We start from the raw sequence: 23441 nt of genomic DNA, 5'->3' as shown, positions 1-23441 counted from the left end.
TTTCGCTTTTCACCTCTTCGTCGCGCCACAGCGCTTGCCGCGTTGCCGTGGCCCGCTCCGATATCGCATTTCTTCGTGATTCCCGTGTTTTTTTGGGTTTCTTTCCCGTCAGGAAATTGACTGTGCCTCCGCGACGCTATAGGAAATGAAATGCCGCCAGGAATGCGGCTTTTTTCCGGAGGCCAGATGGAACTGAACCTTTCCGGCATGGTGGGCCAGAGCCCTTGCCTGGGCGAGGTCATACGCATCCTCGCCAAAGTCGCGCCAACCGACAGCACGGTGCTGGTGACCGGCGAGTCGGGGACGGGCAAGGAACTGCTCGTGCGCGCCCTGCACAACAACAGCGGGCGGGCCGGCAAACCCTTCGTTCCGGTCAACTGCGGGGCCATACCCCGAGAACTTCTCGAATCCGAGCTTTTCGGCCACGAAAAGGGGGCCTTCACTTCGGCCGTGCGCTCCCGGCAGGGGCGCTTCGAACTGGCCGAGGGCGGTACCATTTTTCTCGACGAGATCGGGGAGATGGACCTAAGCCTTCAGGTGAAGATCCTGCGGGCGCTGCAGGAAAAGGAATTCGAGCGCGTGGGCGGCGGCAAGACGCTCAAGGCCGACGTGCGCATCGTGGCCGCCACCAACCGCGACCTGGAAGCCGAGGTCCAGGCCGGCCGGTTTCGCGAGGATCTCTATTACCGCCTGAATGTCATTCCCCTGCACCTGCCGCCCCTTCGCGAGCGGGGGGAGGACATCCTGCTTCTGGCCGATCATTTCCTGCGCCGGTTCTGCCAGCAGAAAAAACGGCCCACCCTGACCTTTTCCGATGAAGCCCGGGGCATGATCCTGGCCTACCCCTGGCCGGGCAATGTCCGGGAGCTGGAAAATTTCATGGAGCGGCTGTCGATTCTGTGCGAGCATGACGAGATCGCCGCTTCCGACCTGCCGCGTAAGATTCTCGACAACGCCGGGGTCGCCCCGCCGGTGGTGCCGGTGGTGACCGTTTCGGCGGGATTCCGCTGGCCGCGGCTGGCCGACATGGTGGAGCAGGGCATGGGGCTCAAGGAGTTTTTCGACGTCATGGAGGAAAAGCTCCTGCTCGAAGCCCTGGAAAAGGCCGGCGGCGTGAAGAACCAGGCGGCGGAGCTGCTTGGCATCAAGCGTACGACGCTGATCGAAAAGCTCAAAAAGCGCAACCTGGCGGGAGAATAGGCGTCGGTGGCGGCACTGGCGCACCGTGTCGCAGCACGTTCCTTGCATGGGGATGCGGCGTGAGCCTTACCCTGCGTGCCGGTTTCCGGCGTCTTTTCCTCGCGGCCCTGCTGGTCGCGCTCTGTGCGGGCACGGCCCGGGCCTTGTCCGTTTCCACCGTCACGCGGCCCGACACCGATTCGCTCATCTTCCAGTTTTCCAGGCCCGGAGCCTATCCGACCATCGCCCGGACCGGCCCGGCCGAGATCACCCTGACCTTTCCGCCCGGCATCCTGGCCAAGGAGGAAAAGCCCGAGGCCGTCGATTTCAAGTCCTCGCGGCTGATCGAAGCCCTGCGCGAAAAGGGCGATACGCTGGTGGTGCGCCTGAAAACCGACGCTTTCGGTTTCGTGGGCTGGCCGCAAGGCGAACAGGAACTCAAGCTGCAGGTCTACCGCGATCCGGCCGGGGCCAACTGGACGGCCTCGCCACGGGCGCAGCAGGGGCCGGATACCATGTCGCCGTCACGGGCCGCGCCCGCGCCGCAGACCTCGTCGGCCCTGAAGCTGCCGGTCACGCCGCCGAGCAACAAGCCCGGGCCGCTGCACCTGCCGCCGCTGCCGGCCACCTTGACCGACAAGAAAGGCCCTGAGCGGGCCCGGCCCGGCGGTCCCCTGCCGCCGCCGGAGCGCGCGGGCAAAGCGCCTGATGCGCCCAAGGAGCCGTTTTACGCCGTGCCGTATTCGCTGCGGGCCACGGTCATGCATGTTTCCGCCGACAAATCCCCGACGCTGCGCCCGACCGGCATGGAAGCCCCGGCCCTGGCCAACGCGCGCACGCCCTCGGCCCTGGCCCCCGCCACCCCGTCCACGACGCCGGGCGGCAGCGGCGCGGGGGAATACCGCGTCAAATTACCGCCGATTCCGCCGGCAGTGGCCGCCGCCGGCGAATCGCGCGGGGCCGTGACCCCGCCCGGGACGCCGCCGCCCGCCCCGAACAAGACCGCCGCCGCGCCGCCGTCCGATGCGGCTCATGGCGCGACGCCCCATGGCGACGTGGCCAAGGCCGAAGCGCCCGCGGGCAAGCCGCACGGGGCCGAAGGCGAAACGCCGCCGCCGGTGGAGGAGGACCACGACGCCAATGTCCTCATCGCCGCCCAGGCCGAAAAATTGGCCGGCAACTACGAAACGGCCAAGAACATGCTGATCAACCTCAAAAACGCTCCCGGCCTCAAGCCCGAGCTGCGCGAGGAAACGCTGCATACCCTGGCCGGCCTCTACATCGACATGTACAAGGACGACCCTGTCGCCCATTACGACGAAATCCAGGGCGCGCTGCTCGAGGCCATGAATGCCAACACCAACTCCTACCGGGTGCCCGAGGCGTTGCTCCAACTCGGCATGCTGAACCTGCGGGCGGGCAACCTGCCCGAGGCCAAGGGCTATTTCAATGTCCTGACCCGCAAGTACCCGACGGACGCCAACGTGCCGCTGATCAACTTCTACTGGGGCGAGTATTACTTCGATCGCGGCGAGTACAAGAAGGCGGCCAAGGAGTACAAGGATCTCATCGAGAAGTTTCCGGAGAGCAAATACGTGCGCGAGGGGGCAATGGGCCTGTCCAAGACGCTCGTTCGGCTCGGGCAGTACAAGGAAGCGTCCCAGATCGCCGACTACATCAACAAGCGCTGGCCCCGGTATTACGTCGAATTTCCGACGATTTTGCGCATCGATGGCGACATCGCCTATAAAAACGGCGATTTCAAGAAGGCGCGCGACGATTACCTGACCTTTTACAACATGACCCCAAAGGCCAAGGACACGGATCTGGTCCTGGCCCGGCTCGGCGATATCTACGCCAAGCTCGGCAAACGGCCGGCGGCGGTGGATTTCTACAACATGGCCGTCAAGGACTACCCCAACCAGGAGGGCGGGCTCATCGCCAAGATGCGCCTGGCCGAGCAGGGGGTGCACGACCAGCCCACCGTCTCCGAGATGTTCTCGCTTTTCGACAAGCCGCAGCAGGAAAGCCCCGAGACCATCTACGAGGGGATCATCCGCGACCATCCCAACAGTCCGCTCGCCCCCCTGGCCCAGATCAAGCTGGCCATGTGGCACCTCTACCGCCAGAACTATCCCGAAAGCCTCAAGGCGGCGGCCCGTTTTCTGGAGCGCTATCCCAAAAACGAACTGGCCCCCAAGGCCGAGGAGGTGGCTGTCACGGCCTTCGAGAAAATGGCCGGCGACCTCATCGACCACAAGGACTATCCCCGGCTGGTCGCGGCCTACAAGGACAACCCGGTGCTTGCCGCCAACAGGGGCCTGCTCTCGGACAAGACCCGGCTCGGGCTGGCGTTGGCCTATCTGCGCACGGGCGACGAACGCTCCGCCCTGGCCGAGGCGCTGCCGTTTATCGGCCCCAGGGAAAACGACAACGGCAATATGGCCTTGGCCCTTACCATGAACGTGTACCGCAAGGAAAAGGCCTGGCGGGACATCGTGGAGCTGGCCAAGAAGGTCAGGAACTGGAAGTTCGGCCCTACCCGGCGGCGGGAGCTCGAATACGACGTGGCCGAGGCACTGGAAAACCTGGGCGATTCCACGCGGGCCCGGGCGCTTTGGCAAAGGCTTGCCGGGGACGAGCTGCTTGAGACGGAAAAGCGCTGCTATGCCATGTACTTCATGGCCAAATCGGCCATGGCCGGCAAGGATCTGGAACGCGCCGAGCTGTACGCCGGGCAGGCCGCCTTCATGTTCAAGGAGACGGGCCAGGACCCGGACAAGCGCAAGGCGTCGCTCAATATCCTGGTCGAGGCGACCCGGGGGCTCGGCCAGTACAACAAGGCGCTCAAGTGGGCCGAGGAATACGCGTCCCTTTGCAAGGAAGGCGACGACGACTGGGCCAGCAACCGGCTGCGCATCGCCGCCATCCAGCGGGCCATGGGCGATGCGGAGGGGTGGCGCAAGACCCTGACCGCCCTGCGCGATGCCGCCCCGAATTCCTTCTATGGCCGCATGGCCGCTTCCGATCTGGCCACGAGCGGGCTGCAGCAAAGCCTCAACGCCCTCACCCAGAAGCCGTAAAGGCGTCGGCTTCGCCGCCCCTTCCCTTGTCAAGGCGGCCCAAAGCAGGCTAGGACATCCATACTGCCCTGTGTCCCGACGTCCTGTCCGCCGCGCGGGGCGAGGAGGGAGCCATGTCCGTCGCGTCGTCCTCTTCCGTTTCGTCCATGATCCGCCAGCCCGTCGTGGCCGGCCGTTTCTATCCCGGCGACCCGGCCGGGCTGCGCCGCGAAGTGGCCGGCTATCTGGCCCAGGCCGCTCCCCGGTCCGAAAAGCCGACCCTTCTGGCCATGGTGCCCCACGCCGGCTACGTCTTCAGCGGTTTGGTGGCCGGGCGCACCCTGGGCGCGGCCAGGCTTGCCGATAGGCTCCTGCTTCTCGGCCCCAACCATACCGGGCAGGGGGCGCGGCTTGCCGTCTGGCCCGAAGGGGCGTGGCTGGTCCCGGGCTGCGAAGTGCCGGTGGACGCCGGGCTCGCCGGCGAACTCATGGCCGCCGCGCCGCGTCTGGCCTCCGATGTCGCGGCGCATATGGGCGAGCATTCCCTGGAGGTCGAACTGCCTTTCCTGTGCGCGGTCAATCCCGGGGCGCGCATCGTGCCGATTTGCGTGGCCGAGCCCGACCCGGGCGTGCTGCGCGAGGTGGCCGGGGCCATCGTGGCGGTCTTGCGCGAGCTTTCGCATCCGGTTTCCATCGTGGTCAGCTCGGACATGAGCCACTACATTTCCCATACCGCCGCCAAGAAGCGCGATTCCATGGCCCTTTCCCGCGTCCTTGCCCTCGATCCCGAAGGCTTGTGCGCTGTGGTGCGCAGTGAAGGCATCACCATGTGCGGCGTGCTGCCCATGGCCCTGGGGCTCTTCGTGGCCATCGGGCTCGGCGCGCGGGATGCGTTGCTTGCCGCCTACGCCACGTCCGGGGAGGTCACGGGCGACATGGAGCAGGTCGTGGGCTATGCCGGAGTACTCGTTTCCTGAAAACCGCCAACCACCCAGTGCAAGGAGATGCCCTATGCGACGTATCCTTTGCGTGCTGTCGTTGACGTGCGCCTTGATGTTTCTCCCCACCCTTGCCGGCGCCCAGTTCGGCCTGCTCAAGCAAGGCATCGATGCCGTGACCGGCGGCAAGACTCCCGCGGGTTCCCAGGCGGGGTCCTCTGCCGCGCCGGCCTCCGGCGGGGCCGGGGTGCTCGCCAGCGACACCACCTACAAGAATCCGGCCCGCAATTTTTCCTTTACCATTCCGGCCGGCTGGAAGCTGGAAAACGGCGATCCGGCCAGCGAATCGGTGCTGTTCATGAAACCCGGCACCACCTGGTCGTTTCAGTTCCACCTCGAGCAGTTGGTGCCGAGCTTTCCGCGCAAGGCCTCGGTCGCCGCCTCGCTCAAGCAGGCCAAGGAGATGGTGCAGATCAAGAAGTATCTGGAGGCCAGGCGGCGCGACGACGGCGACGCCAAGCGCAAATGCGGCGTCATCGGCTGGGAGATCGTGGAAGCGCCCCAGAAAAACGGCTACCAGCGCATCATCTGGCAGGCCTACGACGGGGAGAATTTCTACATGAACTTCATGGCCGCCAGCGAAAACGGCCAGTTCGAGGCGGCCAGGGACACCCTGCGCCGCATCATGGACTCGATCCGGTTCTGCCGGTAGAAGCAACCACCGGCCGGCATTTGCCGGCCCGGAACATCATCAAGAGGACCTATGAAACGCACCACCCTTTCCATGCCGGTCGGCCGGCTGGCGACGGCTTTGGCCCTTTGTTTCCTGCTTGCCTCCTGCGCGGTCTACACGCCGCCGAATCCGCAGATCTCGAGTGTGGTCAACCCGGCCGTCCTGCCCGGCGCGGCGCGCACGGCCGACTGGGATATCGGGGCGGTGCGCTACCAATGGCAGGGCCGGGGGCTCAATTACTATGACGCGGGTCTTTTTCCGGTGCTGCTTTTGGTCAGCAACCATTCCGGCCGCTATCCGGTCATCTACGCCCAGGAATGCCGGGGCATAGGCGTCGGCGGGGCGGAATACGCGCCGTATTCCGTGGACCAGGCGGCCGAACTCGTCTTCGCCTCCACGGCCTACAAGAAAAGCGCCGAGGCGGCGGTCGTCGGGGGGCTGACCGGCGCGGCCGTCGGAGCCGGGCTCGGGGCGCTTATCGGTTCGGGCTTCAACCACGGCTGGGGCGCGGGCCCCGGGGCGCTGATCGGGGCCGGGGCCGGAGCCATCGGCGGCGCGGCGCTGTCCCAGCAGCCGAGCATGGACCAGTACCGGGCCTCGCTCTACCAGGAGATGGGCACCTACGCCTGGCGGCCGTCTCCCGTGCCGCCGGGGGGACTCATGCCCGGCTACCTCTACTTCCCGGTCTCGGCCGGCATCCATTCGCTGCGGGTGATCGTGCACGTGGACAACCAGGTGCAGACGTTCATCATCCCCGTGGACATGCCGGTCTGGTAGAAAGGCCGGCTTCCAAACGATCGCACACCGGCTTCGGGCGTTCGCCCGGGGCCGGTTTTTTCATGGGACGCGGCAACAAAAAAAGAGCCTCCCGCAAGGAAGGCTCCGTCTATCGGTGTAACGCCTGTGACGTGAAGAAGTTTGGGAAGGGGAGAGCGCGAGAGAGGAGAACCCTTTTTCAAAGGGTTTCCCCTCTCGCACGGTCTCGCGCTTTCCTTAAACGCTAGTCGCGGTCGCGAGGGCCGCGATCCCGGCCGCCGCGGTCGCGGTCGAATCCGCCGCGACGGTCGCCGCCGCGCCGGTCACGGTCGCCGCCGGGGCGACGCGGGGCGCCGGTCTTGGCGTAATCGGCCGGATCGTAGGGGATGCCGCGCTCTTCGTTGAGCACGGCCTTGCGCGACAGGCGGATGCGGCCCGAGGGCTCCTCCTCGAGGACCTTGACCTCGATCTCCTGGCCGAGCTTGACCACGTCGGCCGGGCTGGCCACCCGCTCGACGTCGAGCTGGGACACGTGGCACAGGCCTTCGAGGCCGGGCAGGATCTCGATGATCGCGCCGCAGTCGATGACCTTGCGGACGATGCCCTTGTAGTTGGCGCCGACGTCGGCGTGCTGGTCATAAAACAGCACGCGCTCCTTGGCCTTGGCCAGGGAATCGAGGGTGGGGGCGAAGATGGAGATCTTGCCCGAGTCCTCGATGTCGATGGACGCGCCGGTGTCGGCCGTGATGGCCTTGATGTTCTTGCCGCCGGGGCCGATCACTTCGCGGATTTTTTCCGGATTGATGTTGACCACCTCGAGCTGCGGCGCCAGCGGCGAGAGCTCGGCGCGCGGCGCGGCGAGCACCTCGGCCATGCGGCCGAGGATGTGCAGCCGGGCTTCCTTGGCCTGGGACAGCGCCTGGCGCATGACGGCCTGGGGAATGCCGGTGATCTTGATGTCCATCTGGATGCCGGTGACGCCGTTGGCCGTGCCGGCGACCTTGAAGTCCATGTCGCCCATGGCGTCCTCGTCGCCGAGGATGTCGGTCAGGACCAGGAAATCGTCGCCTTCCTTGATCAGTCCCATGGCGATGCCGGCCACGGGTTCCTTGACCGGGACGCCGGCGTCCATGAGCGCCAGCGACGCGCCGCACACCGAAGCCATGGACGAGGAGCCGTTGGACTCCATCACCTGGGAGACCACGCGCATGGTGAAGGGGAACTCGTCGGCGCCGGGCAGCACGGGCAGGATGGAGCGCTCGGCCAGGGCCCCGTGGCCGATTTCACGGCGCGACGGGCCGCGCATGGGCTTGACCTCGCCCACGCAGTAGGGCGGGAAGTTGTAGTGGAGCATGAAACGCTTGTAGGTCTCGCCGTTGAGCGTTTCGATTTTCTGCTCGTCGCCGGTGGAGCCCAACGTGGCCACGCACAGGGATTTGGTCTCGCCCCGGGCGAAGATGGTCGAACCGTGGGTGCGGGGCAAAACCCCCACCTCGATGCCGATGGGGCGCACGGTCTTGGTGTCGCGGCCGTCGAGGCGGATGCCGGTTTCCTTGATCAGCGTCCGCAGCAGCTTCTTCTCCATGTCCGCAAGGATGTCGCCGGCCTTGGCCTTGTAGGTCGGTTCGTCCGGGAAGGCGGCGACCACGGCTTCGACGACGGCCTGCTTGACGGCCTTTCGGGCCTCGCGGCGTGGCATCTTGTCCTTGATGGCGAAGGCTTCCTTGAGCCCGGCCTCTGCCGTCGCATGGACGAGCTTTTCCAGCTCTTCGATGGGGGTCGGCGGGACGAAGGCGATCTTGGGCTTGCCGGCCTTCTCGCGCAGTTCCTCCTGGAGGTCGATCAAGGGCTGCACGCTGTTGTGCCCCCATTCCAGGGCATCGGCCAGCATGTCCTCGGACACGAACTGGCCGCCGCCCTCGACCATGACCACGGCGTCGCGCGAGGCGGCGAACACGAGGTTGAGCGTGCTTTCGCCGTTCATCTGCTGCACGGTGGGGTTGAAGACGAACGCGCCGTCCACGTAGCCCACGCGGCCGCCGGCGATGGGGCCTTCGAAGGGGATCTTGGAGATGTGCAGGGCGGACGAAGCGGCGGTCAGGGCCAGGACGTCGGGCTCGACCACGCCGTCGGCGGAAAGCACGGTGGCGATGATCTGGACCTCGTCACGGAAGCCCTTGGGGAAAAGCGGCCGGCAGGGGCGGTCGATCAGCCGGCAGACTAGCACCTCGCGCTCGGAGGGGCGGCCGATTTCGCGGCGGAAGTACGAGCCCGGAATGCGCCCGGCGGCGTAGGACATTTCCTGGTAGTCGACGGTGAGCGGGAAGAAGCCTTTCTCCTCGGGCAGGACCTGGGTGCAGGCCGTGACCAGGACCACCGTGCCGCCGGACTGGACCCAGACGGCGCCGTCGGCCTGGTTGGCCAGACGACCGGTTTCGAGAATGACGGCATTGCCGCCGATGTTCGCTTGGAGTCGGATGGGATCGAACTGGAGTGTCATGGGCACCTCGCTGAAAAAAGGGAAAGTGGCGTTTGGAACCGACCCTCCCGCCATGCAGCAGGCGCGGCGGCCGCCGGGACCCGCTTGTCGCGTCCCCGATGGAAAGCAGAAGTCTGTTTTCCAGGGCGCGATCCTGGTCCCGAGGGCGGGCGCGCATAATGCATGCGCGGGAAGGCGGGAACCGGCCCGCGAAGGCCGGCTCCCGTCGTGGCGGCGCTACTTGCGCAATCCAAGCTTGGCGATCAAATCGCGGTAGCGCTGGATGTCCTTTTTCTTCAGGTAGTTTAAGAGTTTCCGGCGCTGGCCGACCAGTTTGAGCAGACCCGTCCGGGAATGGTAATCCTTGGGATGGGACTTGAAGTGATCGGTCAGGTAAGTGATGCGCGCCGTCAGCAGGGCGACCTGGACCTCGGGGGACCCGGTGTCGCCGTCGTGCTTCTTGTGTTCCGTGATGACGCTTGCTTTATCTTCGGCGGTCATAACCACAGCGTTATCCTCCATGGTTGGGGGTGGTAGTTCGCTCGGGGACGGTTTGTCCGCCGCGCCGGGCCGGCTGCGGGTCGCCGAAAAGACCGCGCAAAATGGCCCACCTTCTCGTGCCGTTCGTCTCCTCGACCTTGGCCAACGCCAGTGGCTGTCCGGCGTCGTCGGTCAGCAGGGCGCAGCCCCCGGGCGCATACGTCGCGCCGGCCCGCACCCGCACGCCCTGGCGCACCAGGGCGGCCGTATCGGCGGGCAGGGCAACGGTGGCCCAGTGGGGAAGCGCCTGTCCGATGGGAATGACCCGCTCGGGCAGGGTTTCCGGGGCGGCCAGGATGTCGTCCAGGCCATGCGCCTGCGTCAGGTCGAAGGGACGGCTGGCTTCCCGGGTCAGGGCGGTGAGGGCGGCGCCGCAGCCAAGTCGCTTCCCCAGGCTGTGGACCAGGGAGCGTATGTAGACGCCGGCGGAAACCCGAACCCGGAATGTCGCCGACGGCAGGTCGATGGCAACGGCCTGCGCGTCGAAAACGGAAATCTCCTTGCGTTTGACAGGGGCGTCCAGGCCCTTGCGGGCCAGGGCGTAGAGCGGCTTCCCCTGGTGCTTGGCCGCCGAGTAGGGCGGCACCTCCTGGCTTGTCTCAAGCGTCCAGGCGGCGATGGCTTCGGCGAGTTCGGCCGGGGCGATGTGGTCCCAGGCTGCCTCGGCAGTCACCGCGCCCTGGATGTCGTAGGTGTCGGTGGAAAGCCCCAGGCGCAGTTGCCCCAGATAGGTCTTTTCGCCTTCCATGACGTAGGGGGCGAGCTTGGTCGCCTCGCCCAGGAGCACCACCAGCACGCCGGCGGCCAACGGATCGAGGGTCCCGGCATGGCCGATCTTTTTTTGCCCCAGGCGTTTGATCGCCGTCAGGCAGGCGGTGGAGGTCGGCCCCGAAGGCTTGTCGAGCACCAGCACGCCGTGAAGCTGGGGCAGGGCGGTCCTAGGCGTCAAGCTGATGTTCCTTTATCCCAACCTCGGCCACGGCCTTGGCCACGGCCGCGACGAGAAGATTGGCGGATTCGTCCAGGGGATAGTCCAGCCTGCCACCGGCGGCGTTTTTATGCCCGCCGCCGCCGAACGCGGCGGCCACGGCCTGGATGTTGACGGCGCCGACCGAACGCAGGGAAAATTTCACGCCGCCCTCGGGCAGTTCGCGCGCCAGGATCGCGGCGCGCACGCCGCGCACCCGAAGCGCGTTGTTGACCAGCCCCTCGCAATCCTCGGGGCCGGTGCCGGTGCGGCGAAACATTTCTTGCGATATCCTGATAAGCCCCACCTGTCCATGGTCGGCCAGGCACAGTTCGGCAAGCACCTCGGACCACAGCCGCACCCGGTTCATGGTCCACTGGTTTTTTATGCGCGCGCCCACGGTCCCGACGTCGAGGCCGCCCCGGATCATTTCGGCGACGATATCCATGCACACGGCCGAGGTGCCGCTGAAGCTGAAAAAGCCGGTGTCCGTGGCCAGGGCGGTATAGATGGCCTCGGCCAGGGGGCCGGCAAGCGGCACGCCCAGGTCCTTGGCGAGTAGGGCCACCATCTCGCCCGTGGCGCAGTGCCCCGGATCGACCCAGTTGACCACGCCGAAACCGGGGTTGCCCAGGTGATGGTCGATGACGACGGTGCGGGCCGGGTCGAGCGCGGTTTCCAGGCGGCCCAGCCGGGGGCCGTCGCCGCAGTCGAGGACCACGGCCAGATCGTAGTCGTTGTCCGGGGGCACGTCGAGCAGGGGGGCGGGCAGCTCCAGCCAGCCGTACTGGGGCGGCACCGGGGAGTCGTTGACCAGGGCAAACGACTTGCCGAGCGCTTCCAGGATGAAGCCCATGGCGGCGGTGGAGCCCAGGGCGTCGCCGTCCGGAGAGGCATGGGCGGCCACCACGAAGCTGTTGCCCTCGCGGATCCGGCGGGCGATTTCATGCCTCGGGTCGGGCATAGACCATGTCCTCCAGAAAGGTGTCGCGGGCGAACCGCAGCTGGGGCACGGCGCGCAGGCGCAGCCGTTTTCCGAGCAGGGTGCGCAGAAACCCCTTGGCCTGTTCGAGGGCCTCGGCCGCCTCGGCCAGCCGGGCCTCGTCGCCGCTTAAGGTGTAGTAGACCCGGGCGATGGACAGGTCGGCGTTCAAGGCAGCGCCGCTGATGGTGACGAGCTCCAGACGCGGGTCTTGCACGTCCTCGGCCAGGGCGAGGGCCATTTCCCGGGCGATCTGGTCGGCCAGGCGGGAGGAGCGGCGCGAAGGTTTGGCTTTCATGGCGGTTTGTGCCTTACAGGAAAAGAATCTCGATGTCGTCGTCGACGAGTTCGGCTTCGGCCGTGGCCACGACCATGTTGAGGGCTTTCTGGAGCAGGCCCCTGGCATGGGCGGCGTCCGAGGAGACGGTGACCGCGGCCAGGACGAGGGTGTCCCAGGATTCCTGCATGGCCGTTTCTGCGGCGGCCACGTTGAACTTGTTGCGCAGCTTGCGCTTGAGGCTTTGGGCCACGCGCCGCTTGCCCTTGAGCGAATCGTTGCCGTGCAACGTGAACTGGAGGGTCAGCACGCCTACGACCATGGTCATATCGTTGCGGCGCGGGACGCGTGCGACACGTCCCGCGCCGCCATCCGTTACAGAGTGGCCTTTTCCTCCACCGACTCGAAGGCCTCGATCACGTCGCCGACCTTGATGTCGTTGAAGTTTTCCAAACCGACGCCGCATTCGTAGCCCTTGGTGACTTCCTTGACGTCGTCCTTGAAGCGCCGCAGTGACGCGAGCTTGCCGGTGTAGACGACCACGCCGTCGCGCACCAGCCGCACGCCGGCGTTTCGGGTCAGCTTGCCGTCGAGCACGCCGCAGCCGGCCACCGTGCCGACCTTGGGCACGCTGAAGGTGTCGCGCACCTCGGCCTGGCCCAGGTACTGCTCGCGGATGACCGGGGCGAGCATGCCGGACATGGCGTCCTTGATCTCGCCCACGAGCTTGTAGATGATGTCGTAGAAGCGGATGTCGACGCTCTCGCGCTCGGCCATCTCCTTGACCTTGATGGTCGGGCGGACGTTGAAGCCGATGATGATGGCGTCGGAAGCCGAGGCGAGCAGGATATCGGATTCGGTGATCGCGCCCGCGCCGGTGTGGATGATCTCCACCTTGACCTTGTCCGTGGAGAGCTTGTTGAGGGCGTCGGTGATGGCTTCGAGCGAACCCTGGACGTCGGCCTTGAGCACGAGGTTGAGGGTGAGCGCCTCGGCCTCGGGCCTGCTGGCCAGGAAGGTTTCCAGAGTGACCTTGGAGGCCTTGCCGAGCTCGCGCTCGCGCTGCTTGATGGCGCGGTCGTCGGCGATGCGGCGGGCGACCTTGTCGTCCTCGACCCCGACGAACTCGTCGCCGGCCTCGGGTACGCCCTCGAAGCCCTGGACCTCGACCGGAATGGCCGGGCCGGCTTCCTTGATCTTGTGGCCCTGGTCGTCGAACATGGCCCGCACGCGGCCGGAGAACACGCCGCACACGAAGGCGTCGCCCTGGTGCAGGGTGCCTTCCTGGATGAGCACGGAGGCCACCGGGCCGCGGCCCTTGTCCAGGCGCGCCTCGACGATGTGGCCCCGGGCGCGCTTGTCCGGGTTGGCCTTGAGCTGCAGCACCTCGGCCTGGAGCAGGATCATCTCGAGCAGTTCGTCGAGGCCGAGTTTTTGTTTGGCCGAAACGTTGGCGAAGATGGTGTCGCCGCCCCAATCCTCGGGCACGAGCCCCAACTCGCCCAGTTCGCGCTTGACGCGGTCGGGGTTGGCGTCGGGCTTGTCGATCTTGTTGACCGCGACCACGATGGGCACGCCTGCGGCCTTGGAGTGGTTGACCGCCTCGCGGGTCTGATCCATGACGCCGTCGTCGGCGGCCACGACCAGGACCACGATGTCCGTGACCTGGGCGCCGCGGGCGCGCATGGCCGTAAACGCCTCGTGGCCCGGCGTGTCGAGGAAGACGATGTCGCCCCGGCTGGTGCTCACGTGGTAGGCGCCGATATGCTGGGTGATGCCGCCGGCCTCGCCGGAGACCACGTTGGAGGCCCGGATGGCGTCGAGCAGCGACGTCTTGCCGTGGTCGACGTGGCCCATGATGGTGACGACCGGGGGACGGGGCCGCAAGTCCTCGGGCTTGTCCGCCTCGGAGGCGATGAGGTAGTCGTCCTCGGAGAAGCCGAACTTTTCCACCTCGAAGCCGAATTCGGACGCGGCCAGGGTGGCGGTCTCGACGTCCAGGGACTGGTTGATGGTCACCAGCGCCCCGAGGCCGAGCAGGACCTTGATGAGGTCCTGGGCCTTGGCGCCCATCTGCTTGGCCAGGTCGGAGACCCGGATGGTTTCCTCCATGCGGATCTTGCGCTTGGCCGCCTTCATGGGCTGGGCGCCGGCGTCGACCTTGGTCTGGAGGAAATCGTCGCGGTTTTTCTTGCGCTTGAACTTGCCGCCCATACGGCCGCCGGTGCGGTCCTGGACGTCGCCGGCGTTGCGCTTGCCGCCCTTGCCCGCGCCAAGACCGGCCCTGCGGCGCTGGTCCTCGGTTGCCTGGGGGGAGAACTCCACCACCCGGCGATCCTTCTTGCGCTTTTTCGAGGCGTCGTCGCCGGGAGCCGGTGGCATGCCGGGCACCGGACGTCCGGCGGGACGGGGACCCTCACCAAAACGCGGAGCGCCTGGGCCCGGCCGACCGCCGGGACCAGGCCGGCTGCCCGGACGGGGCGCTTCGCCGGCCGGTCGCCGGGGCGCTGGTGGAGGCGTCTTTTTCGGGTCGGGCATGGAAATGATGCGCACTTTGGGCGCGGACGAAGGCTCGGGCCGCCGGGGTTTGCGGCGGTCCTTCTCGCCGGGCTCGGCCGCGGCCTCTTCGGGCGCCTTGGACGCTTCCTGGGCCTCGGCGGGCGTTTCCCCGGCCGTGGCTTCGGGAGCTTCGGGCGTTTCGGCGACCGCTTCCGTCGTCTCGGAGGCGGACGCGGCCTGCCGTTCCTCGACCTCGACCTCGGCCTCGGGCGTCTCGGGAACCTCGGGCTCCTCGGGAGCCGCCGCTTCGACCTCGGGCGCTTCGGGAGCGGGCGCGCCGGCCGGGCGCACGACCCGGGCGGTCTCCATGATAACGGGCTTGCCCGACGCCTCGCGGGGCGCTTCGGCGGCTTCTTCCGGCCTGGCCTCGGGCGTTTCGCCCGCGGCCTGCTCGGCTACGCGCTCCAAGGGTTCCTCGACCTCCGGTCCCGGTGCTGCTGGGGGCGTTGCGGATTCGGGCGCTTTTTCGGTCGCGGGCGGCGCGGGGGGCGGAGTCGGGGCGGCCTTGCGGCGACGGACGATGACGCCTGGCTGCACTTCGGTATCGATGATCTGGGTGCGGGCGGCTTGGCCCTGGCGCACACGGGCGCGCACTTGGCCGGCTTCCTCGTCGGTCAGGGTGCCCATCTGGCTTTTGACCTGGATGCCGAGCTCCCGCAGGATCTGCAGCAGCTCCTTGTTGCCGATGCCCAGCTCTTTGGTAATGTCCTTGAGTCTGATCTTATTCACCATTCCCCCCCCTCCGGCGCCTGGGCCGCCCGGAGTATTTCGAAAATTTCTCGGCGCATTCGGGGTTGGCGCAGAGATAGTGCCCCCGTCCCGGCATGACGGCCCGGGGATCGGGCACCAAGCGGGCGTCGCCGGTCGCGGCCGCGACATGGCGGCGCAATGCGCTTTTGGGAAACCGCCCTCGGCAGATGACGCACATCCGCGTGGGGTCGGCGCGACGACCGGTCGTTTCGTTTCGCATCATCGGGTTGCGTCCGTCTCCGGTTCGTTGTCCGCCGCGCTCGCGGCTTCCGTGTCCGCCTCGGGCTCGGACGCCTCTTCGGACGCCGGAGCCTCGGCCTCGGCGGCCGGCGGCGTCTCGCCCTCGGCGGGAGCTTCCGCGTCCTCGGCCGGGATTTCCGCGACAGCGTCTTCCTCGGCGTCGGCTTCCTCGCTGCGGGCGGCCACCGCGCCCATGAGCTTGAGCGCCGCGCGCAGGTCGTCGCGCTTGGACGGCGTCATGCCGCTGATGGCGTCGATGGCCTCGTCGGGCGCTTCGGCCAGCTGTTCCATGGACTCGAAACCGGCGGCCAGGATGTTGTCCACGGGAATCTCGGCCACGCTCGCCAGCTGCTCCAGGAACTTCTTGGAGGCGTTGACCTCGCGGAAGCGGGACTCGGTGAAGATGTCGATCTTCCAGCCGAGGAGCTTGGCCGCGAGCTTGACGTTCTGGCCTTTGCGGCCGATGGCGAGGTTGAGCTGGTCGTCGGAAACCACGACTTCCAGGGCCTTTTCGTCTTCGTCGACGGAAATTCGGGTCACCCGGGACGGGGACAGGGCGTTGGCGGCGTAGGTGGCGATTTCGGGGTTCCAGACCACGATGTCGATGCGTTCGCCGCGCAGCTCCTGCACGATGTTCTGGATGCGCGAGCCGCGGATGCCGACGCAGGCGCCCACGGGATCGACGTCGCGGTCCTTGGACACCACGGCCACCTTGGCCCGGGAGCCGGGATCGCGGGCCACGCCCACGATCTTGACCGTGCCGTCCGAGACTTCCGGCACCTCGCGGGCGAAAAGGGCCTTCATGTAGTCGGCATGGGTGCGCGACACGATGATCTGGGGGCCGCGCCCGGAGGGCAGGACTTCGATGATGTAGGCCTGGACCCGGTCGCCGCGCTTGTAGCGCTCGCGGGGGATCTGCTCTTCCTTGGGCAAAAGCGCCTCGGTGCGGCCGAGGTTGATGATCCAACCGGTGCGGTCGCGGCGCTGGATGATGCCGGAAATGATCTCGCCCTTTCTGTCCTTGTATTCCTCGTAGATGATTTCCTGCTCGGCGTCGCGCATGCGCTGGATGATCACCTGTTTGGCCGACTGGGCGGCGATGCGGCCGAGGTTTTCCACCGTGAGCTTGAAGCCCATTTCATCGTCGAGGGCCACGTTGGGATCGATGGCCCGTGCGTCGGACAGGCAGATTTCCGCCGCCGGATCGGCCACGTCGTCGTCTTCCACCACGACCTTGAACTGGTACACCTCGATCTCGCCCTGTTCGTCGTTGTAGCTGACCTCGACGTCGAGGTTCTCGCCGTATTTGCGGATGACCGACGAGCGTACGGCCTCCTCCAGGGTGTCGATCAGCAGATCGCGGTCGATGCCCCGATCCTTGCTGATCTGATCGATGGCTTTTTTCAGTTCCGTCATGGGGTTCCCTCCGAGGTCCGGGACTTAAGCGTCGCCGTCCGCGGCCTCTCCTTCGGAAATGGCGTCAAAGGCGTGGATCAGGCGGACCTTGTCCGCCTCGTCGAATTCAAAAGACAGCGAAAACGCCTGCGGCCCGGGATTCACCGTCATGGTGACGCGCGAACCGTCGACCGCCGAGAGCTTTCCCCGGAAACGCTTGCGCCCGTCCCGGGGCGCGGCGAGTTTGGCCTCGATGGCCTCCCCGATATAGGCCGGCAGCTGGTCGGCTGAGAAAAAACGGCGGCCAAAGCCCGGCGAGGACACCTCCAGCACGTAAGGGCCGTGAAAGAGGTCTTCCATCTCGAGCAGCGTGCCCAGATGGCGGCTGACCGTGGCGCATTCGTCAATGGTCACGCCCCGGCGTTCCGGCGTGCGCACGACGTCGTCGGCGAGGTCGAGGTAGAGGCGCACAAGCTGGCGATGGCCGGACGCAGCCAGTTCCACGCCCCAGACGGCAAGGCCCTTGGCGGTGAGGAACGGGGAAATCAGTTCCCGAATTTTTTCCGGCACGATGCTTGTTCGCTGCATGTTGTCCTTTGTCAGCAAAAAAAAAGTGGACCGATCGTCAGGCCCACCTCGTCACGACAACCGTTCGGTTGGGAGACTCAGGTTGGAGCGGGCGACGAGGATCGAACTCGCGACACCAAGCTTGGGAAGCTTGTACTCTACCAGCTGAGCTACGCCCGCTCGAATGGAAGGAAATACCACCTCTCTCGTATTTGTCAAGCAAATGGAGCCGCCCCCGGAAAAAAGTCCCCAACCCTCCGGCCGCGTCCCCAGGGAGCGGCTCCGGGCGTTGGCCCGCATGTTGCAAATCCCTCGGCCGAGGAGGGCCGCACCCCATGGAAATGAGCATGCTGAGCGCCGTATTCGGGGCCTTGTCCACGGAATTGCGACTCAATTTGTCCGCCAATAATTTGGCGAACGTCAACACCACCGGCTACAAGCGCGACCGGGTGTCCTTCGAGGACACCTTCCTGCGCTACGCCCACGACTATCATATGGACCCGCGCGGCAACCTCCGGGAAAAAGAACTGTTGCCCCGGGCGGACCTCGTGGCCACGCCGCGCCTGGCCGAGCAGCAGATCGACTTCAGCCAAGGCGCGCTCCAGCTCACGGGCAATCCGCTGGACGTGGCCATCCAGGGGCAGGGCTTTTTCAAGGTCGCCTCCGGGGGCACCACCTATTACACGCGAAACGGTGCCTTTCACCGCGACGCCCAGGGCATGCTCGTCACCGACCAGAATTATCCCGTCATCGGCAACGGCGGCCCCGTCCAGATTCCCGACGGCCGCGACATCTCCATCGACGGCGCCGGGTCCATCTACGTCGACGGCGCCCAGGTGGGCCAGATCGACGTGGTGCGCGTACAAAATCCCGAGTCCCTGCAGAAATACGGCGCCAACCTCTACATGGCCCAAAGCGGCGCGACCGTCCGGGAAGGCGCGGTGGCGGATGGCGAAACCCGGGTGGCCCAGGGCTACCTGGAAAAGCCCAACGTCCAGGTTGTGGAGGAAATGGTCAACATGATCGAGACGCAGCGGACCTACGAGGCCTACCAGAAGGTCATGACCAACACAAACGATCTCGACACCAAGTCCATCCGCATGGGCACGGAAAAGTCGTAACGCCTGATCAGAGGAGAATAACGCCATGATGCGATCCCTTTGGACCGCCACCACCGGCATGGTGGCCATGCAGATGCAGATAGACACCATGTCCAACAACCTGGCCAACGTGAACACCGTGGGCTTCAAGAAAAGTCGGGCCGAGTTCGAGGACCTCATGTACCAGACGCTCCAGGTGGCCGGCACCGAGACCACCGGCGGCAACCGCATTCCCACCGGGTTGCAGGTGGGCCTCGGCGTCAAGCCGACGACGGTGCACAAGTTCTTCACCCAGGGCGACCTGCAAAACACCGGCAACCAGCTCGACATCGCCATCCAGGGCCAGGGCTTCTTCAAGGTCGACGTCAACGGCCGCGAGCTCTACACCCGGGCCGGCTCGTTCAAGCTCAACCAGGACGGCACCATCGTCAGCTCCGGCGGCTATCCGCTCCAGCCGACCTTTTCCGTGCCCACCGACACCAAGACCATCACCATCACCGAAAACGGCCATCTTTCCTGCCTCGACTTAAACGGCGACACCCTGGCCGAGACCGACATCCCGCTCTACACCTTCATCAACCCCTCAGGGATGACCGCCGAGGGCAGAAACCTCTATTCCACCACCCAGGCCTCGGGCACGGCCAACGAAGTGACGCCCGGCGACCAGAACGCCGGCACCCTGGCCCAGGGCTACCTCGAAATGTCCAACGTGGAGCTCGTCGACGAGATGGTCGGACTGATCGTCGGCCAGCGCGCCTACGAGGCCAACTCCAAGGCCATCACCACCGCCGACGGCATGTTGCAGACCGCCGTCAACGTGAAGCGGTAAACGCCGCCGGCACACTTTTCGGGAGGATGCCATGATACGCCGGATCAAAATCATCGTCGCCGCCGCGGTGGGCGCGGCGCTGCTTTTCGCCGCCGCCTCGGCCGGGGCCGCGCTGTGGCGGCTTTCCGTCAAGGAAGCCGCGACCGCCGCCGGCGAACGGGTGCTTCTCTCCGAGATCGCCGAGCCCCAGGGCAGTTTTCCGCCCGACGCCTGGGCGACGCTCGGGGCCACGCCCCTTTGGTATTCCCCGGAGACGGTGGGCAAGCAGACGATCATTCCGGCGGCCAAGATTCTGGAAGGGCTGCGCTATTACCTGCGCGACGCGCCGGTGGAATACGCCTTGCCCAACCAGCTCGTGCTTTCGCGCGGGGGCAAGGTGCTTTCCCACGAGGAACTGCGGACCATGGCCGTCGAAACATTGACGCCCAAGGTCCAGGCCCTCGGCGGCGAGACCAGGCTCGTGTCGGTTTCCGTGCCCGACCATCTTTTCATCGACGACCGGGCCACCGGCGTCCACGTGGAATGCGGGGAGGCCATCCCCGGAAAGATGCCTTTCCGCTTCGTGGTGGCCGGGGCCGGGGCAAAGATATTGCAACAGATTCCGGCGGAAGCCGTGGTCGAGCAGTTCGCCCGCGTGCCCGTGGCCATCAAACCCGTCCTCCCCAGGGACGGAGCCGCCAGGGAACAGGTCGCCTATGTCTGGGAACGCCGCAACATGGCCCACATCAAGGGCCGGGTGTTCGAGCCCGGGGACGGCCAGTGGCGGGCGCGCCGGGGCGTCGGGACGGGCCAGATCATCATGGCCGACGACATGGAGCCCATGCCGCTTATTTTGCGCGGCGAGCAGGTCCGGGTGGTCTATCAGGGACGCGGCGTGCGGTTGACGCTTCTGGCCGAAGCCATGACCGACGGGGCTCCGGGAGGCAAGATCACCGTAAAAAACCCCAAGGGCAACAAGGAAATCATGGGCGTCGTCCGGGACAGGTCCACGGTCGTGGTCCAGTAGCGGCGGGTATCTTGAAAAGCAACGATTCGAACGCGCGGTCCGCGAGATGCGACGGGAAGCAATTTCGGGAACGCGACACAGGGCTGGCGTGGCACACGGATGTGTTTCTCGCAACGCCGAGGATGAAAAGGACGGAGTCGTCATGATACGCAAGCAATTTCTTCCCCTGCTCCTGATCGCGGGACTTGCCGCCTGCGCGCCGGCCTCCAAGAAGGCCACGCCCATGCCCCAGGTCACGCCGACAGTGGCCAAGGCCCCGCCGCCGGCCCAGAACCCCGGCTCGGTCTTCAGCCAGAACCAGCCCACGTTCCTGTTCGACGACACCCGGGCCCGGCGCATCGGCGACATTTTGACCGTCAACATCGTGGACACGTCCAAGTCCGACCTCAAGGCCGAGACGAAAAACGACAAGACCAGCAGCCAGCAGTTCGGCGTGTCCAACTACTTCGGCAACAAGACCATCACCGGCAACCTGCCCGGCCAGCTCGGCGGGCCGGACTTCGGCATGAAGGGATACACCGGCTCCACCCCGCTGGTGAGCGTGAGCAATGCCGAGAAGTTTCAGAGCAAGGGCGAAACCAAGCGTGAATCCGCCGTCACCGCCTCCATCGGCTGCCGCATCGTCAACATCCTGCCCGGCGGGGTGATGCAGTTGGAAGGGGCGCGGCAGACCCGCGTCAACAACGAAAACCAGATCATCGTGGTCAAGGGGCTGGTACGCCCCATCGACGTCGGCCCGAGCAACACCGTGGCCTCGACCCAGCTGGCCGACTGCCAGATCGAGTACTACGGCGAGGGCGACCTGGCCGACCGCCAGAAGAGCGGCTGGCTGGCCCGGATCCTCGACAACGTCTGGCCGTTTTAAGGCCGTATCGCGGGAGCAAAAGGATATGCACCCCATCATCATGAGCACAAGCCTCGCCATGCGTCCGGTTCGCGCCCTGGCCGTCCTGGCCCTGGCCGCCCTCACCATGCTTGCGGCGCTGCCCCTTACGGCCGGGACGGCCCATGGCGCGCGCATCAAGGACATCGCCAGCGTTTCGGGCATGCGCCGAAACCAGCTCGTGGGCTACGGCCTTGTGGTCGGGCTTTCCGGCACCGGCGACCAGCGCGGCTCGGACTTTACGGTCCAGTCCATCTTCAACATGCTCGATAAGATGGGCGTGCGCGTGGATAAGGCCACGCTGAAGCCCAAGAACGTGGCCGCGGTCATGGTCACGGCCCAGATGCCCGTTTCGGCCCGACCCGGCAGCCGGCTGGACGTGACCGTGTCCTCCATCGGCGACGCCACGAGCCTGCTTGGCGGCGTGCTGCTGGTGACGCCCATGAAGGGCGTCGACGGCAACATCTACGCCATCGCCCAGGGCTCGGTGCTGGTCGGCGGCGTCTCGGCCCAGGGGGCCGGGGCTTCGGTGTCCAAGAACATCACCACGGTGGGCCTGCTTCCGGGCGGCGCCAACGTGGAGCGCGCCGTGGCCTTTTCCTTCAACGACCAGGCCGATCTGACGCTGTCGCTTCGCAACCCCGACTTTTCCACGGCCACCCGCGTGGCCAAGCGCGTCAACGAAACCATGGGCGCGGCCATGGCCACGGCCATCGACGCCGGCACCATCCGCCTGGCCGTGCCGCCGGAAAACCAGGGCAACCTGGCGCCGCTTATGGCCTCCATCGAAAACATCGAGGTCACCCCGGACCACCGGGCCCGGGTGGTGGTGGACGAAAAGACCGGCACCGTGGTCCTCGGGCAGAACGTCCAGATTTCCCCCGTGGCCATCACCCACGGCAACCTGCAGATCCAGGTCCAGGAATCCGCCGACGTGTCCCAGCCGCTGCCGTTCTCGGGCGGCCAGACCGTGGTCACGCCCCAGACCAACATCGGGGTGACCGAGGAGAACCGCAAGCTCAAGATGATCGAAGGCGCCACGCTCCAGGAGCTGGTGGAAGGGCTCAACGCCCTGGGCGCGACGCCGCGCGACCTCATAAGCATCCTGCGCACCCTGGAATCGTCCGGGGCGCTGGCCGCCGACCTGGAGGTCAACTAACGTGAGCCTTCCTTCCGGCATGGGCGATCTGGCCGCGACGGGGTCCTTGCAGGCCGATGTGGCGCAAAAGCTGCGCGTCGACGCCCTGCGGAAAAACCTCATTCCCGGCAAGACCAAGGAGGCCAAGCTGCGCGAGGCCTGCCAGGGATTCGAGTCGGTCTTCATCTCCCAGCTCTTCAAGGAGATGCGCGCCACCGTGCCGAAGGACGGGATGCTCCACGGGCATTACGAGGACCAATATTATTCGATGTTCGACAAGGCCATGTGCGACCAGCTCGCGGCCGACGGCGGCATCGGCCTGGCCGACATGATGTACCGCCAGCTCAAGGGGCAGGTGATGGGCAAGGACGGCAAGGCCGAACCGGGCGACATCCTGCCGGCCAACCGGCCCGTGCCAGCCCACGGATCGTCCTTGTCCGGCGTGCCGCGCATACCGGTTCCGGGCGGCGCCGCCCCGACCGGCAAGCGCGGCATTCCGGCCGAACGTTTTTCGCCGGAGATGGCCGCCGCCATGGCCCGGCCCGGCGTCTCGCCCCTGGCCTCCGCCCATGCGCCGACGACGGGCACGGGCGATATCGCGGCCGCCGCGACCCAGGCCGCGGCGCCCATGGCCGCGCCGGTCAACGGCGAAATCACCTCGGAATACGGTTGGCGCGACGATCCTTTCAAGGGCGACCGGGCCTGGCACGCCGGCATGGACATCGCGGCGCCGGCCGGGTCGGCGGTTTCCTCCTGCTGGGGCGGCACGGTCGTTTTTGCCGGGGCCAAGGGCGGCTACGGCAACGTGGTCGAGGTGGAGCACCCCGGCGGATGGAAGAGTATTTACGGGCACTTGAGCCATTATTCGGTCAAGGCGGGCGACCATGTCGCGGCTGGCGGAAAAATTGCAGAGGTTGGCAGTACCGGGCGTTCCACCGGGCCGCATCTGCACTTCGAACTGCGCCGGGGAGAGGGAACGGTCGATCCGCAGCGGATGCTGGCCGCTTCGGGACTGATTCAGGACGCTTCGTAGAAAAGCTATATTTCAAGGTGGTTAAGGA

At 66.4% G+C, this 23441-nt stretch carries 21 protein-coding genes and 1 tRNA gene; 11 read left to right on the top strand and 11 right to left on the bottom strand.

What is annotated here, in order from left to right:
- Nucleotides 1-186: 186 nt before the first annotated feature.
- From DESFRDRAFT_RS14740 to DESFRDRAFT_RS14720, 5 genes are all read left to right on the top strand, one after another.
- Complete coding sequence (locus DESFRDRAFT_RS14740; RefSeq protein WP_005995200.1) at nt 187-1200, top strand: sigma-54 interaction domain-containing protein; 1014 nt, start codon at nt 187-189, stop codon at nt 1198-1200.
- A 59-nt stretch (nt 1201-1259) separates the two neighbouring features.
- Nucleotides 1260-4262, top strand: a complete 3003-nt coding sequence (locus DESFRDRAFT_RS14735; protein ID WP_005995199.1) for a tetratricopeptide repeat protein — start codon at nt 1260-1262, stop codon at nt 4260-4262.
- A gap of 113 nt (nt 4263-4375) precedes the next feature.
- The gene (gene amrB / locus DESFRDRAFT_RS14730) at nt 4376-5218 is read left to right on the top strand and encodes an AmmeMemoRadiSam system protein B (RefSeq protein ID WP_005995198.1); all 843 of its coding nucleotides are present in this window, start codon (nt 4376-4378) and stop codon (nt 5216-5218) included.
- A gap of 34 nt (nt 5219-5252) precedes the next feature.
- Complete coding sequence (locus DESFRDRAFT_RS14725) at nt 5253-5891, top strand: hypothetical protein (RefSeq protein ID WP_005995197.1); 639 nt, start codon at nt 5253-5255, stop codon at nt 5889-5891.
- 51 nt (nt 5892-5942) lie between these two features.
- Nucleotides 5943-6689, top strand: a complete 747-nt coding sequence (locus DESFRDRAFT_RS14720) for a hypothetical protein (RefSeq protein WP_005995196.1) — start codon at nt 5943-5945, stop codon at nt 6687-6689.
- Between the two features lie 223 nt (nt 6690-6912).
- Here the strand turns inward: DESFRDRAFT_RS14720 and pnp are convergent, their stop codons facing one another.
- The 11 genes from pnp to DESFRDRAFT_RS14670 form a co-directional block, all read right to left on the bottom strand.
- A complete protein-coding gene (gene pnp, locus DESFRDRAFT_RS14715) occupies nt 6913-9168 on the bottom strand; it encodes a polyribonucleotide nucleotidyltransferase (protein ID WP_005995195.1) in 2256 nt (751 codons plus the stop codon).
- Between the two features lie 216 nt (nt 9169-9384).
- Nucleotides 9385-9654, bottom strand: a complete 270-nt coding sequence (gene rpsO, locus DESFRDRAFT_RS14710) for a 30S ribosomal protein S15 (RefSeq protein ID WP_005995194.1) — start codon at nt 9652-9654, stop codon at nt 9385-9387.
- A gap of 4 nt (nt 9655-9658) precedes the next feature.
- A complete protein-coding gene (truB, locus tag DESFRDRAFT_RS14705) occupies nt 9659-10636 on the bottom strand; it encodes a tRNA pseudouridine(55) synthase TruB (protein ID WP_005995193.1) in 978 nt (325 codons plus the stop codon).
- Nucleotides 10626-11618, bottom strand: a complete 993-nt coding sequence (locus DESFRDRAFT_RS14700) for a DHH family phosphoesterase (protein ID WP_005995192.1) — start codon at nt 11616-11618, stop codon at nt 10626-10628. Before DESFRDRAFT_RS14700 ends, truB begins: the two co-directional genes overlap by 11 nt.
- Nucleotides 11599-11934 (bottom strand): 30S ribosome-binding factor RbfA, encoded by a 336-nt coding sequence (gene rbfA, locus DESFRDRAFT_RS14695; RefSeq protein ID WP_005995191.1) that lies wholly within the window; start codon nt 11932-11934, stop codon nt 11599-11601. The genes DESFRDRAFT_RS14700 and rbfA overlap by 20 nt, the downstream gene beginning before the upstream one ends.
- Nucleotides 11935-11947: 13 nt before the next feature.
- On the bottom strand, nt 11948-12235 hold the full coding sequence (locus DESFRDRAFT_RS14690; protein ID WP_043794973.1) for a DUF503 domain-containing protein: 288 nt from the start codon (nt 12233-12235) through the stop codon (nt 11948-11950).
- Between the two features lie 53 nt (nt 12236-12288).
- Nucleotides 12289-15204, bottom strand: a complete 2916-nt coding sequence (gene infB, locus DESFRDRAFT_RS14685; protein WP_005995183.1) for a translation initiation factor IF-2 — start codon at nt 15202-15204, stop codon at nt 12289-12291.
- A complete protein-coding gene (locus DESFRDRAFT_RS21490) occupies nt 15194-15400 on the bottom strand; it encodes a YlxR family protein (RefSeq protein WP_336884670.1) in 207 nt (68 codons plus the stop codon). Before DESFRDRAFT_RS21490 ends, infB begins: the two co-directional genes overlap by 11 nt.
- Before the next feature lie 41 nt (nt 15401-15441).
- A complete protein-coding gene (gene nusA, locus DESFRDRAFT_RS14680; protein WP_005995181.1) occupies nt 15442-16878 on the bottom strand; it encodes a transcription termination factor NusA in 1437 nt (478 codons plus the stop codon).
- Between the two features lie 24 nt (nt 16879-16902).
- The gene (locus tag DESFRDRAFT_RS14675) at nt 16903-17445 is read right to left on the bottom strand and encodes a ribosome maturation factor RimP (RefSeq protein ID WP_005995180.1); all 543 of its coding nucleotides are present in this window, start codon (nt 17443-17445) and stop codon (nt 16903-16905) included.
- Between the two features lie 83 nt (nt 17446-17528).
- A tRNA-Gly gene (locus tag DESFRDRAFT_RS14670) sits at nt 17529-17604 on the bottom strand.
- A 155-nt stretch (nt 17605-17759) separates the two neighbouring features.
- Here DESFRDRAFT_RS14670 and flgF point away from each other — a divergent pair.
- From flgF to DESFRDRAFT_RS14640, 6 genes are all read left to right on the top strand, one after another.
- A complete protein-coding gene (gene flgF / locus DESFRDRAFT_RS14665; RefSeq protein WP_005995179.1) occupies nt 17760-18545 on the top strand; it encodes a flagellar basal-body rod protein FlgF in 786 nt (261 codons plus the stop codon).
- A gap of 25 nt (nt 18546-18570) precedes the next feature.
- On the top strand, nt 18571-19353 hold the full coding sequence (flgG, locus tag DESFRDRAFT_RS14660) for a flagellar basal-body rod protein FlgG (RefSeq protein WP_005995177.1): 783 nt from the start codon (nt 18571-18573) through the stop codon (nt 19351-19353).
- Between the two features lie 31 nt (nt 19354-19384).
- Nucleotides 19385-20359 (top strand): flagellar basal body P-ring formation chaperone FlgA, encoded by a 975-nt coding sequence (gene flgA / locus DESFRDRAFT_RS14655; RefSeq protein ID WP_005995175.1) that lies wholly within the window; start codon nt 19385-19387, stop codon nt 20357-20359.
- A gap of 142 nt (nt 20360-20501) precedes the next feature.
- Complete coding sequence (locus DESFRDRAFT_RS14650; RefSeq protein ID WP_005995173.1) at nt 20502-21224, top strand: flagellar basal body L-ring protein FlgH; 723 nt, start codon at nt 20502-20504, stop codon at nt 21222-21224.
- 40 nt (nt 21225-21264) lie between these two features.
- Nucleotides 21265-22401: a flagellar basal body P-ring protein FlgI gene (locus DESFRDRAFT_RS14645; RefSeq protein ID WP_199533127.1), complete on the top strand. Its 1137-nt coding sequence runs from the start codon at nt 21265-21267 to the stop codon at nt 22399-22401.
- A gap of 1 nt (nt 22402) precedes the next feature.
- Nucleotides 22403-23413: a peptidoglycan DD-metalloendopeptidase family protein gene (locus DESFRDRAFT_RS14640; RefSeq protein WP_005995170.1), complete on the top strand. Its 1011-nt coding sequence runs from the start codon at nt 22403-22405 to the stop codon at nt 23411-23413.
- Nucleotides 23414-23441: the final 28 nt, after the last annotated feature.

The sequence above is a fragment of the Solidesulfovibrio fructosivorans JJ] genome (assembly GCF_000179555.1).
Classification (GTDB): domain Bacteria; phylum Desulfobacterota; class Desulfovibrionia; order Desulfovibrionales; family Desulfovibrionaceae; genus Solidesulfovibrio; species Solidesulfovibrio fructosivorans.
This window is presented reverse-complemented; position numbering and strand designations above follow the sequence as displayed.